The sequence below is a fragment of the Vasconcelosia minhoensis LEGE 07310 genome (assembly GCF_015207255.1).
Classification (GTDB): Bacteria; Cyanobacteriota; Cyanobacteriia; order Phormidesmidales; family Phormidesmidaceae; genus Vasconcelosia; species Vasconcelosia minhoensis.
Genome location: NZ_JADEXG010000087.1, coordinates 1 through 15293, shown reverse-complemented (window position 1 = coordinate 15293; position 15293 = coordinate 1). Strand labels below are relative to the sequence as shown.

Here is a 15293-nt window from a genome sequence, read left to right as displayed (position 1 = left end):
GGAGAGAGGGGGGTAGCGGGTAGGGGGTAGAGAGTGATGGGGTAATGGGGTGTTCGTGGAGCGTAGGGGTTAGGGCGTTTGGGGGCGATCGCGGCTGGACAGGGTGAGGGCCTGGATTTGGGCGGCGAGTTCGCGATCACGGCGGTTAGCAGCTTCGTGCTATTGGGTATTTAGGCGTCTTTGTTCACGCTCTTCTAGAATTAAGGCTTCCAGCTGGGTCGCAAACTGTTTGAAGAGCTGGGTGTTGGCCTGCCTTTGACTCTCGGCATCCTGGATAAATGTCTGGATCAAGCTTTGATGGCTAGAGGTATTGACCTGCTGATTCTGATCGGTGGCATCGGCTAGCTGTTGCAGCTGAGCTACGCTTTGCTGCTGGAGGTCGGCTAGGCTGTTGACAACCTGCGCGAGGTCAGCGAGAGCATCGTATAGGGTACGACGGGTTTCGTTAAAGCCAGCCAGGATTTCCTCACTATTCGCCGCGATCGCGCGGGTATTGGCGTCAGTCTGGAACTGAGTTCGCTGCTGCTGGAGGGCGATTTGCTCTAGCAGCATTTCAATCCGGTCGAGGCGTGGGCTGTCGGTACTGTGCTCAACGCCTTTCGGCATCAGAGGTTTGGCATGGTTAGCCTTAAAACCCTTGCTACACGGGCATTCCTAGAAGGTTTTGCAAGGTAGATCATGGTTTGAGGTACCAGCCAGACTTCTTATCTCATTTTACCCAGTCTCGGCTTGAAAAAGCCTTAAAACATTAGGGTTTTGAGAATTTCATGGATCTACAGACTGGATCAAATGCCCTTCAAGCCCGGCCAGCTAGGCCATTGCGCCAAAGCACTGAGCCCAGCTTTCAGGACAGGCAGAGGTCCCTGCGTCAGAAAATCTGATGCAGATCGTGGACCACCTCCCAGGCTTCTGGGCGATTGCAAGCTTCAATTCGCTGAACACAGCGATCGCACAGTCCGGCAATCAGCAGGCTGTCTTCCTCAGCCAGAATTTTTTCTAGCTTCCAACGCAGCTGTTTGCGATCTCGCTGCGTCAGCCTTACCCGAAAAATCGAATATTGCAGCGTTTCACCATAGCCCTTCAGCAGCTTGTGGGCCTTCCGCCAGCGCTTCGGGTCACGAATGTCATAGCAGATACCGAAGCCATCACCGGCATATCCACCAGCGGCACCCGAAAAATCTCCATCAGGTCCAGCGCCAGCGGCGGGGCCTGAGTGCGGGGCTGATGGTAAAACCCCAGCGTCGGCTCCAGGCCCACCGCCAGAATGGCATTCATCACATCCTTCAGCAGCATCGCGTAGCCAAAGCTCAGCATAGCATTGAAGCAATCCTTCGGCGGGCGGCGGTTGCGGCCCGAGAACCCCAGCTCGGCAGCGATGTTCTCAGAAATCAGATGGGGCAAAGCGCCAAAATAGAGCGCCGCTAGATTGCCCTCCAAACCCAGTAAAGAAGCGAGCGAATCCGCCTGAGGCACCTGCTTTAGCGTCCGCTGCATTTGCTCAATCGTCTGTTCTAAAGCTTCATTGGCGACCTCCGCGCTCCGCTGACCCCGCATCAGAAACTTACGCTGGCTCTGCCCCCGACAGGTCACGAGCTGACGCGCCAGCTGGAGGCATAAATTTGGGTCGGTCAGCGCCCTATACTGCCGAATGCGCCGCTGGATACTGCCCTGACGAGTATCAAAGCTACCCAGATAGCGCCCGCCTGCCGAGACAAAATGTAGTCCTACCTCCTGGTCAGCACAGAAATACATGGCCTGGGTGGAAATTTGGGCATAGCCATGCAGAATCATCTGGCCCACCTGCCGCGAAGGAATCGTCGTTGTCGCCCCGTCGCGCTTGGTGATTTTGAACTGCTCACCGCTCTTACCCACCCGCGTCCCCGCCTCAGTCACGTGGATCACCTGGCGCTCGTCGTCCTCGGGAAACAGTCGCACGGCCTGATCTGCCTTACCCTGAGCCAGCCGAGTTTCCTCCGGTAGACAAACCGGGGCGAGTGAGCAGCGAACGCACAGTCGCTCATTCGAGGTGACCGGCGGACGCTCTGGAGATAGCCTGAGCTGTCGCGCCTGGTGAATTGAGTCCCGCACGTCTTGACGGGCCTTCTCGTCTAAGGGAACATGCACCAGCACATTGTCGGCATGGTAGCGGATGCGGCCTTCGGGAACGGTAATGCCCAGCTCAGCTTCAATCAGGCAGGCATAGGCCAGGACCTGGATGCGATCGCTCTGCCAAGCCTGAGATTTATTATTTTGATCCCGGTAGCAGCGCCTTCGCTTATGCTCACAGGGAATCGTCTGGCCATTGCGGGTACGCAGAGCATCAACCTTACCCCGCAGGCCCAGGTCAGCACTTTCTAGCACCAGCTGATGCCACTCATCGCCCTCGTTTTTCTCCAGCTCCACATGCAGCCGCCTTCCGGCAAAGACTGCCGCATCCTGGGTGTAGAGTTCTTCGACTTCTTCCAAGTAATAGAGCCGCTGGCAGTAGTTCAGCGCATGGAGGGCATTCACGCGAATCGTTTCTGGAGCCGCTGGAGCGGTCTCAACCAGCATTGATGTCATAATAGAAGTTCCTCTGTAGGCTAGTCTCTCGACTATCTTGACTACAGAAGCCTGCAGTTTTATTTCCGACTTAAAATATCCGTAAAAATCGGTGTTTTTTAACAGTAATACAACCGTATTTTGGGGTTATTATCGAAGATCAAATGTCCTTTAATTCAGATGTACTAAACTTGCCGTTTTATCACCACAGAGCAATTATGAATCAAGTGAGTTCCGCTGAAGATGATGAAATGCGCCCGGAATATGATTTCTCAGCCTTACGGCTACTCGCAAAAATTGCTAAGTCGCTACCCGGCTAGGGCTAAATTTACTCAGCCATGGGAGATAGTTGGACATCTTCATAAATCAGCGAAAGCGGGCATTCAAAGCCAATACTGGTTAGCTGTATTTCTAATAAATCCGCTGATGCTTTCCCTTCAGGCAGATAACTAGTCAGCTCCCACTTGTTTCGCTCATTCAGCCGATAGCATTCTACTCCCATAGTTTCAGCATTGATCAAGGCGTATTCTCTCAAGCTATCGAGCCGACGATACTGCCGAAATTTTTCTCCTCGGTCGAAGGCTTCGGTACCGGGAGAAAGTACTTCGACGACCAGGCAGGGATGGTTTACGATTTTTAAGGCTTTGCGATCGCGCTCATTGCAGGTCACCAAAATATCTGGATAGAAGAATGGCCCCACTTCTGTAATGCCCACTTTGGCATCGGCCATCCGCACCTTGCAGCCTGTGCCCCGAAGATAGGTTCTCAGCACCGTCGTCAAATTAACGGCGATATCATTGTGGGCTAACGTCCCACCGGTCATGGCATAGGCTTCGCCGTTGAGATATTCGTATTTAATCGGCTGCTGCGCTTCCCAAGCGAGATAGTCTTGGGCAGGCATGGGATGTTCAGAAATGGCGATCATCGGTAGGCTAGTCCGGCGAACACGCTGATTCTAATGTAGCTAGGCTGGGGTGAAAGCAGGCATCCTCAGCTCTGAAACTGCGACATCAGCCAGGCCCCAACCGTAGACTGAGCCGTATTACGACTGCGGCGCAGGGCATCGTCTAGCAGCGCGATGGAGAGGGAGGGCAGCACCTGAGAAATGTCAATTCGGCGGGAGCCGTTGGCCACGATTTGATAGGCAATCACTTGAGCGGCCTGCACATCGACCACCCAGTATTCGGCTATACCAATGGATTCGTAGAGCGATCGCTTTATACCCAGGTCGTCCAGCAGCGTCGTTTTAGAAATTTCGACGGCTAAATCGGGCGCGGGATAGCGGTCCAGGTCTACGATGCTGGTTCCCTGGGGAATTGCCTGGGCATTTGGCCCCAGATAGGCGGCCAGGTCGGGCTGGCATTCCTGTCGCCCGGCTTTGCGGAAGGAGCAGCTGTCTAGAAGGGTTAGGGTTAGGGAGTTTGCGATCGCGAACAGATTAATCCCCAAAGCTACTAGACTGTGGTCTTTGCTATGGTCAAATCCGACTGGCAGCATCTCGATTCGCATGTGCTCCCGGTAGTAGTAGCCTTTGGCCTGAGCCTGAGCCAGGTCTTCAAGTACGAGGATATAGTCCCGCCATGCAGCACCTATCCAGATATCGGTAACGGGTTGGAGTTGGGATGGGCTCATGGTACTGGACAGAAATCTGTGCGTACTACTATGGAGAAATTTTCCCTGCGATCACCTGGTCAGCAGTTAAATTCAGCGCTGGAAATATCTGCGAGCAAACCCTCATCGTCCCGCTGAATACGGTATCGTCATACCGTCCCGCCAGGAGCTGACAGACCGTTACCTGCTGCTGAAGCGGGTCAACAATCCAATATTCTGCAATCTTTAAATCGTCATAGGCCAGGTATTCTGCAAAGGTGAACTTGCGGGTAGTGACGGCCATGGCAATGACCCCAAAGCAGTTAATCAGAATAGCCCCATTGTACCGGAATTGAAAATCGCCTAACGGCATCAGAGGTACGCGGGTGTCCTAAAGTTAACGATGGAATTTATGTTGCGGTTCGTAGGGCGTGGGATAGTGCTTTGTAACGAACCATAGACGAGTGAACGGCTTTCACTTTTCAATATGCTAGAAGTTACGCATTGACAAATGGGGCTAGATAGGGTTCAAGCGAAGGTTGCTGCTGTGGCATGGGCCCGAATAAACTGCCGAATCACTGGCACGAACAGCTGCCTTGATAGCTCATAACAGTTTCTGAACACCCCCTGCACAGACAACTGTTGCAACTTTACAAAGGCGCGTATCGCACAATAAAAGTGATTCCGAATCGCTTGCTCATCACGCACATAAAACCGCTCGATGTTACAGACCTATTTGAGGACGCGATGGTAACACTCGATTTGCCAATGTTCATCATGCACTCGCTTGAAGTCAGCTTCATTCAGCTGCTCTAGCGCCTCTGATTCCGGTCGGTACAAGATATAGTAACGCGGTTCGTGCTTGAACGGCTGACAAAACACCTTGACCCAACCAAACTCTTTGAGGTAAACCTTCAAACCTGTCTTGGGAATCTCTAAAGTCTTGACCTGCACCAGCTGGCCAGGAACTAAAGAGACTTTGCGATTGTCGGCAATGCCGAATAGAAAACCCACTTTCTCGTTTCTGAGAAACTTCAGATTCTCTACTGAATACCAGCTATCACCCGTTACCCATTCAGCGATGATGCCCCACTGCTTAACTTCTAATACCATCTCTCGAAAGTAGTCGTTCTTAAGCTGACGTATTTGGGCTCGGCTAGTAGATACAGGGTATAAAGGCTACAGTTACACTGAGCCGTTGACGCTTTCGTGAGTTGACGCATCGCTTGATGGCCCTTTAGCCTATAGATATCTGCATCACCCCACACTTTTGCTTCTTTGTCAATGCGTAAGTCCTACTATATTCCTTTTGCCAACTTTCAGCCATGGCCCGAAAGCCGATATCTTGAGTAAAAAGTACACGATTAAGTTGGGCGGCTCGCTCTAGCAGTTGGTCATCAGGAAGAAGATTGGTTTCGTCCTCGATTGCAGCTAGCACATCTACATTGCGACGGCGAAGCTGAGCCGTGATGGCTTGAGGAACGTGGACATCCATATACAGCGCAATCGGCACTCAGAGCGTTCCTTTGGCTTTCATTCGAAGAAAAAAAGCCGATCGCGCAGATGCGACCCGATCGGCTGCCGCCTGCTGCCACTCGGCTTGGATTTCCTGATCAATTTCTGCCTGATGGTCAAAGTAATAGCCCATCGCGGCATGGGTTTCGGCCAGCGTTAGATAGGGGTGCTGGCGGCACATTTCTTCCACAGACTACCCATAGGCTAAATAGTCCATGACAATCTGAGCGACGCGGATGCGGGGATGGCTAACCAATCGAGCAGGCGTGCCCGCTGGCTTTTGGATATGTGGATAGGTCAGTTCAGAAGCCTGCATTGAGTTATCTTCTAGCATCACTCCATAGCTAACTCTTGAGCATAGCTCATTTCAAGTAGGACACCTCAGTTTACTTAGCCCTTCAAAATTTGGTTCGGTCGAACTGGCCAAACTGCCAGATCGTCCCGGTTGAAACCGCGCCGAGCAGTAGGGGCTGCTCTGTTTCTAGCCACTGCTCCAGCGCCATTAGAAACTCTCGGCGAGCCATCTCACTGGTGAGGCTGAGTCGCGGCAGGCTCTCTTCAATCCGCTGTTGCAGATCGCTCAACCGATCGAGCTCTCCTGGATACTGCGGCAGTGAGAGAAACTGCTTTTGCAGCGTGACCCTGAAGTAGCTGAGGATATCTTGAGGGGCAAAATTGAGCCAAAAATAGTCGGCAAATATGTATGCCTGATCGGGCTGAATAAAAGGAGTTCTAGGCATAGGAAATGCTTTGATAACCTCCTATTCTGCAATGGGCGATACTGGGTTCGAACCAGTGACCTCTTCCGTGTGAAGGAAGCGCGCTACCCCTGTGCTAATCGCCCGTTGGTTTTCCACTTTAGCTTTCTAAATGTAGCACGAGCGCTACTCCTGTGGGCATTCGCTCCAGAGCGAAGTCGTCTGCCGGAGGCTGGCGTAGTCGCCATTGCCGATGATCAAATGGTCGAGTAGGGGAATGCCGAGGAAGGTCGCCCCCTGGAGCAGCTGGCGGGTGAGGCTGAGGTCTTCTGGGCTGGGGTCAAGGTTGCCCGAGGGATGGTTGTGGGCGACGATGACACGGGTCGCACCCCGGCGGATCACCTCGCGGAAAATTTCGCGGGGGTGGGCCAGGGTTTCGGTAGCGGTGCCGATGGTGATCACCTGGGTGCCGATAATCCGATGTTTGATATCCAGCAGCAGCACGGCAAAGCGTTCCTGGGTTTGCCACATCAGCTCGTGACCCAGGGCGGCAGCGGCAATGCTGGGGTCGTCCACCACGGTGAGCCGGGGCGGCTGGGTTTGTAGAATGCGCTTGCCCAACTCGATCGCTGCCAGAATCGTCGCGGCTTTCGCCGGGCCAATACCTGGAATCTTCGTCAGCTCATCGACTGACACCTCCCGCAGGGCCAGTAGGCCGTCCTGATTGGGCTGGTCTTTGCCCAGCTCTTGCAGCAGATGCTGGCCCAGCCCCACCGCCGAGAGCTTACCTGGTCCCTGACCGGTGTTGATCAAAATCGCAATCAGCTCTGCCGCCGACAGCCGTTTCACGCCCTGAGCCAGCAGCCGCTCGCGGGGCCGCTCGCTCTCGGGCATATCGAGCATGCGCAAACTGTAGGTCATCGGGCTGGGGCAACCTGGGATACTGTTTCTAGTTAACCCAAAATTTTCACAATCGCGATGACTCCCGACCCCACGCCTGAGCAAATCAATCCGATCCGCCAGCGGCTAGCCCAATACAGCCGCGAAGACGTTCCCCCCGACCTGTCTGAACTCGACCGGCAGATTTTGCGGGACGCGCTGCTCTGGTTTAACGACCTATCCGACTATCAGACGATTGGCGTCTGTGCTGACAGCCTAGCCCAGGCTCAGGCGGCGCTCAGGGCCTATATTGCGGCGCTGAGCCAGCCCAAGCGGTTAGACATTCCGCCGCGCGAGGGAGCAGTTTTTCTCAAATTCAATACCCTCAACAGCGCCTGGTATGCCGACAGCTACAGTGGCCCCTCGCGCGGCGTACTGGTCACCTATCACGCCTCCGAGCCGGAAGTCGATGCGGTTAACGGCACCTATGGCCCCTTTCCGCTAGACCTGTTTAGTCAGCAAGCCGGTCATCGCTAAGCCTAGGGCCGCGATCGCGATTACGCCCGCCGGCTCCGGCGTACTCACCGGCCTGTCAGGGCCACTCGTCAGGCTGACAAACTGGCCGCCGCGCTGCTCAATCAGCGATCGCCCCAGATGAAGGCTGGTCCAGACGGAAATATCCCCGTAGGCGCTATCGGGGTCAGTCCCCCCCGATAGCAGGCCCGCAATCACCAGTTCGCCATTGATATTGACCAGCAGCGGGCTGCCGCTGTCGCCGGGGGCCGTTGTCCCTTCATTCGCCAGGGGTAGCGGGCTACTGCCAGCGTCAGCCAGGGTATTGGCCGTCGCTGTGCCGTTGTCAAAGTCCGCTGCGTACAGGACGCCTCCGCCCGGGAGCAGGGTCTCGCGGTCAATAATATTCTCGGCACCCCACCGTAGCCCATCCCGATTGAGCCGATTTTCTAGGCTGCCGACGCCGTTGTAGCCCAGCCCAATCAGCGTAGCAGGGGAACCGGTCAGGTCGCCGCCCGCCAGCAGCCGCAGGGGCGCAATCGATCCCCGGGCCGGAGTCGCCAGCTCCAGCACTGAGATATCGGTGCCGTCGAGCAAACGATTGGTCTCATCCAGGCCAAAGACAGTTTTAACCGCAATGTCATCGAGCAGCGTATTGGTCGGGTCACTATCGTAGAACCGAACGCCTAGCCCAGCTGGGTCTCGGCCGAAGGTGCAATGCTGCGCGGTGAGCACATGGGAAGGACCGATCAGCGAACCGCTACAGTCCAAGGCACCGTTAATAGTGACTTCGCCCACCGAGGTAAACGGCGTCCCCAGCCTGCGGGCGGTTTCGGCCCCGGCTGTACCATTGATTACAATTGCCTGGGCCGAAAGTTGAACCATCGGCACGAGGGCTGCCCCCATTAGCCCGGACCTGAGTAGGTCAGTTCCGAATAGAAGGAGCGCTCTAAATGACATATCGGACAGCCTCTAAGTTAGACAGTTGGTTGAAACCTTAACAGATATTAATTCAGCCTTATCCTTTAACAGGATGGACGATACAAGCCTGCCCTAGCTGACCCAATTTATTTTACGAAGGTTTCCGGGAACTGACCTTTCTTTAGAACCAAAGCTTAGTCGGAGCCAGCGGCTGAATGGTCGGGTCGTAGCCGCCGACCTGGTGGGTGCGCAAAATCCACAGCGAGGCCCCGTGCTCCAGAAAGATTTCGGCCAGCTGGTCACTGGCTAGGCGGGGCAGCAGCGATCGCCAGCTGGTCAGGGCGTTGGCCAGGGTGCGAATGGGCTGCTCCGACAGCCGGGTCCCCAGCAGCGAATGGGTAGACTCTCGCCAGTCGCGGCGGAGGGTACGCCAGGGCACTAATTTATTTTCAATCGCCCGGCCCAGCGATCGCAGCTGCTCCAGCCGCTGGGTCTGGGGATGCTCGGGGTATCTCTGGAGCCAGTCGCGGATGGTCGAATTCGACTTAATTTCGCGCTCGATCATCTGAATCGCCAGGTAAAGCGCCTGGCAGGAATCCTGGACGCAGGAGTTAGCCGGACCGGCAAAGGTGGTGCCGGTGCCGTCGCCGGTGCGGTAGCGGGCCATCATAATGTCGAGCTGGTAGGCCAGCGCCCGCAGGGGCGAAAGCGGCTGCCCGTCAAAGTCATAGTCCTCGGTCAGGGCCGCTAGCTTGACTAGGATATCGGCCACTGGGCGGCTGCCCAGCCAGCCCCACTGGCGATCGCCCATGTAGTTTGTCCAGTCCAGCGTGGCGGCGACGATGCCGCTGGGATTCTGGGTGTAGACCTGGCGATAGTTGATGTCAAAACGCAACCTCTGCGTCAGCGGCTCATGCCGCACCTGGGCCAGACCAAAGGCAAAATGACCGAAAAAGATTCCCAGCGGCGCGAACTCTTTCTTTTGGCCACCGATGCCGCCGAAGGTATGCAGGACTAAAGCGCGATCGCCCGCCAGCCAGTCAGCGATCGCAGCGGCTTTAGCTTCAGCTTTAGCATCCGAGGTAGGTCTAGCTCGGGCCGACAGCAGCACCGACTGAATCTCGCCCTTTTTCTGCGCGGCGTCCTGCCAGTATTCGCGGCGAATGTAGCGCACCGTCGCCGCCTCGCCCAGGACGATCCGTTCGGGCTGGAGGGCGAACAGGGCGCGGGGCGCGATCGCTCGCACTGTAAATCGCTCGTCCTGCTCGCTAGTCCCCCCCCACGCGCCATAGATGTACCAGCCCCCCTCGTTCAGCGGCGAATCGGCAATCCGCCGCGTCGTCGCTGGAAATACGCCCCGCCGATCGGCCAGCACCGGCGGAATTCGGATAATTTCGATCTTGCCGTCAAACTGCTGCGAAGCCGGACTGAAGTGGCGCACCTGAAAGCAGTCTGCCGGTTCTGAGAGCGCGTCTAGAATCGTTGCCAGGCCGTAGTATTGGCCGGTAATTAGCACGGGTTCGCGGCTCAGGGCGAGCGATGGCTGGGACGACTGCGGGTCGGCCACCACCGGCTGCCGCAGCCGCACCACAATGTCATCAATGGGATGCGCCCCCACCAGCGACTCCAGCGGGTTGACCTGCCGCCAATGGTTCAGCCGCTCAGGGTGGACCCGCCCCTGATGAATACTCTCCTCCGCCTGGTCATTAAAGTAGAGGTCGGTACTGACGCGGCGGATATAGGCTTTAGTCGCCGGGCGATTCTGCCAGCGCAGCGTCACCACCTGCCCCACCAAGTTCTGATGGTCATGCGGCGCGTGGTGTACCTCAAACAAAATTTGGTTAATATCCTGCCGCTGCTCTCGGGGCGGTAGAATCAGCCGCCCCAGCCAGTCGCTCACCGGTCGGTAGACCGACGGATCGGGCGGCTCCAGGTGGTAATAGTCAGGCCGGTTGAATGGGGCCTGAAGGAAAATTTCATAGTTACTGGGGGTGCGCGGCCCGGCAAAAAGCTTTTCTAGCTCTCGCGACGGCAGTTCCGGCTCAAAGGGGTCAGCGCCGTCAGCGCGGGTGAGAATTTCGTGGATGATATCGAGGGTCTGGCGCAAATTAGAGCGACCGTCGGGCAGGTCAGCGTCTGCATCTAGGGGGCCATCAGCGGAATCGTGGTCTACCGGCCCTAGGGAGATAAAGCTAATCTTGCCACGGCTGCGGGCCAGGTTCCAGTTTGACCAGGAAAGCAGCGGCCAGCGCTTGGGAAACATGACTGCGCCCAGCTTGGCCACCGGGTCGTAGTTGCCGACCAGATGGTAGAGCCGCTCCAGCTCTAGCACGCCGGTATTGCCGCTGATCACCCCGGCGATTGAGATCACTTCGATGGGTGCCGCGATCGCGCCTTTCAGATAGGTCACCGCCCCCAGCGCTACCTGCGCCCCGCCGCTGTAGCCCACCAGCGTCACCGGCAGGCTGCTGCCCAGGGGATAGCCGTGCTGCACCAGGCCTTCTAAAATCACCTCCGCCGTGCCGCGGTTGAAGATTGGCCCATAGCGGCTGTCGGTAGAAACGGCCACCTGGTAGAGGTTGCGCACGTTCACAAACAGGCCGAGAAAATTCTTCAGCCGCTTTGCCCTGACCTGGTTCACCCAGCGCCAGAACGCCGCCAGCGGGCGGCTATCGGTAAGCAGGCGATTGGTCACCGAGTAGGTCATGATGTCCTGGATCAGCAGCATCTCTGGCGGCAGTTCCGCAGCCAGCTGCTCTAGAAATCCCTGCACCCGGGGCGCGTATTCCTCAGAGTTTTGGGAAATGCCGTCTAGGTAAACCACATAGCGCTGGCGGCTGGGCTCGTGGGGCAGATCGGGCAGACCTGCCGCTGCTTCGGCTAGGGTCGGCAGCTGCTCAGCGGGCGGGTCGTCGCCGTACCAGCCCGCCCACCAGCCCAGGGACTCAAACGGGGCCAGCAGCCCGGCAAAGATCAGCGTAATCAGGCCAATCCGGGCCAGGTCCAGCAGCAGCTGCCAAAGCTTGTTGCCCAGCCAGAGATAGCCCTGCACCCAGGCCGGGTTGGCCGGTGAGAGCAGCGTAATCAGCCCCAGCGCAATCAGAATCAGGGCGACTAGCCGGATCGCTTGCTTAATCACAGTTCTTCTGACTCGCTTTCGGACTGGAGTGTGGTCAGGGCCGGGTCGGGCGGGGTCAGCCCGGCCTGGAGCAGCTGGGATAGCCGGGAGCGATCGCGGATCAGCCGTCCCCCCGCTACCTGGTTCGTCAGCCAGCGGCCCAGGGTGACGATTGGCTGGCCCACCGTCCGCTGCAGCAGCTGCAAAACCGCCCAGCCCAGGGCCGTACTGGTAAAGGTTTCCCAGCGATCCAACGCCGTAATCGCGTCGATACCGACGACGATAGCCCAGAGGCTCCAGATCGAGAGCACCACAAAAATCGGCATCCCCAGGTAGGGAAAGACCATCAGGGCGCTAAAAATCAGCGGCGCATAGCTAAAACCCAGGGTGCGAACCACTTCGATTAACGTGGCGTCCCCAGCGAAGACAAAATGCACGATCACCCAGGTACTCAGCGCCCAAAAGCTATAGCCAAAGACAAACAAAACCGCCGAAAGCAGCAGACTGAAGACAAAGCGCAGCGGTCGCACCTGGTTGATAAACAGCACCACGCTCTGGCCAACCGACTGGGAAAGCCCCGCCAGCAGCACCACCACCAGCGCCGCTAGCAGGCTCAGGGGGATGGTATGGATCAGCTGAAAGGTCGGCTGATTCAGCGCCAGCGCTCCCCGCACCAGCGTCCAAAACTGGTCAAAAGCCGTCGGCTGCGAGGTCTGAGCTAGGCCGAGCAGAGGTCTCATAAGTTAATCTAAATCCGCCTGATTTTAGATGGTACAAGACCGATGGTCGATGATGGGCTAGCGGGATGTATCTTTCTCAGCCTAGAGATTAACCAAAGATATCCAGCTGCGCTTCAGGATCTGGGTACAAACCCGGAGCCTCCTGGGCAGATTTGGCCCGTCTGCCAGTGCGCAGGCCGACGGCAATTTTGCTGTGCTTTTCGATCTGGCCCATCACCTGCCGGGCCCGGCTGATCACGCTGGGAGGCAGTCCGGCTAGCCGCCCGGCCTCGATGCCGTAGGAGCGGTCGGCCCCACCGGGCTGTACCTGATGCAGAAAGATAATCTGGTCGGGCAGCTCTTTCACCGTCACCTGATAGTTGGCGACGTTGGACAGGATGGAGGCCAGCTCGTTCAGCTCGTGGTAGTGGGTGGCGAAAATGGTGCGAGCGCGAATGTCCGTCGCCAGGTGCTCGGCCACGGCCCAGGCAATCGAGAGACCGTCAAAGGTGGCCGTACCCCGGCCAATTTCATCCAGCAGCACCAGCGACTGGGGGGTGGCGTGGTTGAGAATATTCGCCGTCTCGTTCATCTCGACCATGAAGGTAGACTGGCCAGTCGCCAGGTCGTCTACCGCGCCAACTCGGGTAAAAATGCGATCGCACACCCCCAGCGTCGCCGCCGCCGCCGGGACAAAGCTGCCCACCTGAGCCATCAGCTGGATCAGCCCCACCTGCCGCAGGTAGCAGCTCTTGCCGCTGGCGTTAGGGCCGGTGAGGATGATTAAATCGGGAGACTGCGGGCTGGCGGCCTTGGGTTCAGCCGACCCCAGCCCGGTCGAGTTGGGCACAAAAAACCCCGCCGGCAGCGACTGCTCCACCACCGGATGGCGGCCCGCTTCGATCTGGATGGGTCGGCCCGGCACCATTTGCGGACGGCAGTAGCCCTGATAAATGGCGACCTCGGCCAGCCCAGCTAGCACATCGGCGGCGGCCACGGTGGCGGCCACCTTACGAATCAGCTCGACCTGGTGGCTCACCTCCTCCCGCAGTCCGACAAAGATTTCGTACTCCAGCTGCTGGCTCTCTTCCTGAGTGGTAAAAATGCGGGCCTCGCGCTCCTTTAGGTCGGGGGTGATGTAGCGCTCTTCGTTAGTCAGGGTCTGCTTGCGGATGTAGTCCTCCGGGGCATCCTTTGACTTGGCCCGGGAGATGCTGATGTAGTAGCCAAAGGCTTTGGTATAGCCCACTTTGAGGTTGGAAATGCCGGTGCGATCGCGCTCCGTTACCTCCAGGTTGGCGATCCACTGCTGGTCGCCGCTGACCCGCTGGCGCAGCTCGTCCAGGTGCGCATTGACGCCTGCCCGGATCAGATTGCCCTCGGTCAGGGAAAGTGGCGGACTTTCGACCAGGTGCGATCGCAGCCGCTGCCCCAGCTGCTCCAGCACCGGCGGTACCTGCTGTAAGGCGCGCAGGTAGGGCGAGTCGGCGTGGGCCGCCAGCGCCGCTAGATCCGGCAGCCGGGCAAAGGATTCGGCCAGCGTTACCAGGTCGCGACCGTTGGCCGTCCCCGACCCGGCCCGACCCGCCAGTCGCTCCAGGTCGTAAATTTGCTTTAGCAGCTGCTGGAGCTGCTGCCGCAACGCCCCGTTGGCCACCAGCTCGGCAATCGTCTGCTGCCGGGCCTGAATACCCTCCAGGCTGAGCAGCGGCTGCAAGAGCCAGCGCCGCAGCGCCCGACTGCCCATCGGCGTGACGGTTTTATCCAGCGCCCACAGCAGCGACCCGTGGAAGATGCCATCGCGGGCGGTCTGGGTGATTTCCAAATTGCGCCGGGTCTGGTGGTCGATTACCAGATATTCGGTCAGGGCGTAGGTAGCGAGGGGCTGGAGGGGAGCCTGGGTGGCCTTTTGGGTGTCTTCCAGGTATTCCAGTAGCCCCCCAGCGGCACGAACGGCCAGGGGCAGATGGTCGCAGCCCAGCCCCTCTAGGGAACGCAGACGAAAATGCTGGAGCAGCCGTTGCCGTGCTTCGGTCTGGGTGAAGGGGGTCTGCGATCTCAGCGTGTAGCAGAACTGCGTCGGCAGCCAGTCGGGCACATGCTCGGAGGTTTCGCCGGGCCGCAGCAGCCCGCCCAGGTCGGGCGCATTCGTCGGCAGTAAGATCTCGGCGGGCTGAAGCCGCATTAGTTCCTGGCAAAGCTGTTCCAGGTCGCTGGACTGGGTGGTGAGAAATTCCCCCGTGGAGACATCGGCATGGGCTAGGCCCCAATGCTCACCTGCGATCGCCACCGCCGCCAAAAAGTTATTGCGGCGAGCGCTCAGCATCCCGGCTTCCAGCACCGTCCCCGGCGTAATCACCCGGGTGACGGCCCGTTTAACTAAGCCCTGAGCCTGAGCTGGATCTTCCACCTGGTCGCAGATGGCGACGGCAAAACCCTTTTCCACCAGCAGCGCACAGTAGCGGTCTAGGGCATGGTGGGGAATACCCGACAGCGGCACCCGGCCAATTTCTTTACCCGCATCTTTGCTGGTCAGCACCAGCTCCAGCTCACGGGCAACGGTGATGGCGTCTTGAAAAAAGGTTTCAAAAAAATCGCCTACCCGGTAGAGCAGCAGCGCGTGGGGATACTGGTCCTTAACTTCGGCGTAGTGATGCATCATCGGCGTCATCTGCTCCCGACTGACGGCGCGATAGTCGGCGTGGCGGACGGTGTGCTTGGCGAGGCGCTCGGGGATGCCGAAGGTTGGATCGGGTTTTGGGGGGTCCGTGGCGGGCATGGGGGGTGGCGGGTCGAGAG

At 58.0% G+C, this 15293-nt stretch carries 14 protein-coding genes, 1 tRNA gene and 2 pseudogenes; 1 reads left to right on the top strand and 16 read right to left on the bottom strand.

Annotated elements, in window-relative coordinates:
* Positions 1 to 159: 159 nt before the first annotated feature.
* The 12 genes and pseudogenes from IQ241_RS23175 to radC all read right to left on the bottom strand — a co-directional run bounded on the left by IQ241_RS23175 (position 160) and on the right by radC (position 7265).
* Positions 160 to 606, bottom strand: a complete 447-nt coding sequence (locus IQ241_RS23175; RefSeq protein WP_193911828.1) for a hypothetical protein — start codon at positions 604 to 606, stop codon at positions 160 to 162.
* 262 nt (positions 607 to 868) lie between these two features.
* A complete protein-coding gene (gene cas2, locus IQ241_RS23170; protein WP_193911832.1) occupies positions 869 to 1135 on the bottom strand; it encodes a CRISPR-associated endonuclease Cas2 in 267 nt (88 codons plus the stop codon).
* Entirely contained in the window at positions 1081 to 2562 is a 1482-nt protein-coding gene (locus tag IQ241_RS23165; RefSeq protein ID WP_228022013.1) for a type I-MYXAN CRISPR-associated endonuclease Cas4/Cas1, read from the bottom strand. Before IQ241_RS23165 ends, cas2 begins: the two co-directional genes overlap by 55 nt.
* Positions 2563 to 2869: 307 nt before the next feature.
* The gene (locus IQ241_RS23160; protein ID WP_193911826.1) at positions 2870 to 3466 is read right to left on the bottom strand and encodes a Uma2 family endonuclease; all 597 of its coding nucleotides are present in this window, start codon (positions 3464 to 3466) and stop codon (positions 2870 to 2872) included.
* Positions 3467 to 3531: 65 nt separating this feature from the next.
* Entirely contained in the window at positions 3532 to 4173 is a 642-nt protein-coding gene (locus tag IQ241_RS23155) for a Uma2 family endonuclease (protein ID WP_193911825.1), read from the bottom strand.
* A 28-nt stretch (positions 4174 to 4201) separates the two neighbouring features.
* Entirely contained in the window at positions 4202 to 4435 is a 234-nt protein-coding gene (locus IQ241_RS23150) for a Uma2 family endonuclease (RefSeq protein ID WP_228022011.1), read from the bottom strand.
* A gap of 224 nt (positions 4436 to 4659) precedes the next feature.
* Positions 4660 to 5265: pseudogene (locus IQ241_RS23145) on the bottom strand (transposase); the annotation flags it as partial.
* Positions 5266 to 5368: 103 nt separating this feature from the next.
* A complete protein-coding gene (locus IQ241_RS23140; protein WP_193911821.1) occupies positions 5369 to 5644 on the bottom strand; it encodes a DUF5615 family PIN-like protein in 276 nt (91 codons plus the stop codon).
* Positions 5645 to 5962 (bottom strand): annotated as a pseudogene (locus IQ241_RS26800) (DUF433 domain-containing protein). It abuts the gene before it with no gap.
* 82 nt (positions 5963 to 6044) lie between these two features.
* Positions 6045 to 6386: a hypothetical protein gene (locus IQ241_RS23130; protein ID WP_193911818.1), complete on the bottom strand. Its 342-nt coding sequence runs from the start codon at positions 6384 to 6386 to the stop codon at positions 6045 to 6047.
* Between the two features lie 32 nt (positions 6387 to 6418).
* A tRNA-Val gene (locus IQ241_RS23125) sits at positions 6419 to 6490 on the bottom strand.
* A 40-nt stretch (positions 6491 to 6530) separates the two neighbouring features.
* On the bottom strand, positions 6531 to 7265 hold the full coding sequence (gene radC, locus IQ241_RS23120) for a RadC family protein (protein ID WP_193911816.1): 735 nt from the start codon (positions 7263 to 7265) through the stop codon (positions 6531 to 6533).
* A gap of 57 nt (positions 7266 to 7322) precedes the next feature.
* On the opposite strand from radC, the gene IQ241_RS23115 reads away from it, so the two are divergent.
* Positions 7323 to 7760, top strand: a complete 438-nt coding sequence (locus IQ241_RS23115) for a DUF1824 family protein (protein WP_193911814.1) — start codon at positions 7323 to 7325, stop codon at positions 7758 to 7760.
* Here IQ241_RS23115 and IQ241_RS23110 read toward each other — a convergent pair.
* From IQ241_RS23110 to mutS, 4 genes are all read right to left on the bottom strand, one after another.
* Positions 7725 to 8621 carry a trypsin-like serine protease gene (locus IQ241_RS23110; protein WP_228022009.1) on the bottom strand — a complete coding sequence of 299 codons (897 nt, stop codon included), beginning with the start codon at positions 8619 to 8621 and terminating at the stop codon, positions 7725 to 7727. The genes IQ241_RS23115 and IQ241_RS23110 overlap by 36 nt on opposite strands.
* A gap of 217 nt (positions 8622 to 8838) precedes the next feature.
* Positions 8839 to 11796: a hypothetical protein gene (locus IQ241_RS23105; RefSeq protein ID WP_193911810.1), complete on the bottom strand. Its 2958-nt coding sequence runs from the start codon at positions 11794 to 11796 to the stop codon at positions 8839 to 8841.
* Positions 11793 to 12515 carry a YIP1 family protein gene (locus IQ241_RS23100; RefSeq protein WP_193911808.1) on the bottom strand — a complete coding sequence of 241 codons (723 nt, stop codon included), beginning with the start codon at positions 12513 to 12515 and terminating at the stop codon, positions 11793 to 11795. The genes IQ241_RS23105 and IQ241_RS23100 overlap by 4 nt, the downstream gene beginning before the upstream one ends.
* A gap of 88 nt (positions 12516 to 12603) precedes the next feature.
* Positions 12604 to 15273 carry a DNA mismatch repair protein MutS gene (mutS, locus tag IQ241_RS23095; RefSeq protein WP_193911806.1) on the bottom strand — a complete coding sequence of 890 codons (2670 nt, stop codon included), beginning with the start codon at positions 15271 to 15273 and terminating at the stop codon, positions 12604 to 12606.
* Positions 15274 to 15293 lie beyond the last annotated feature (20 nt).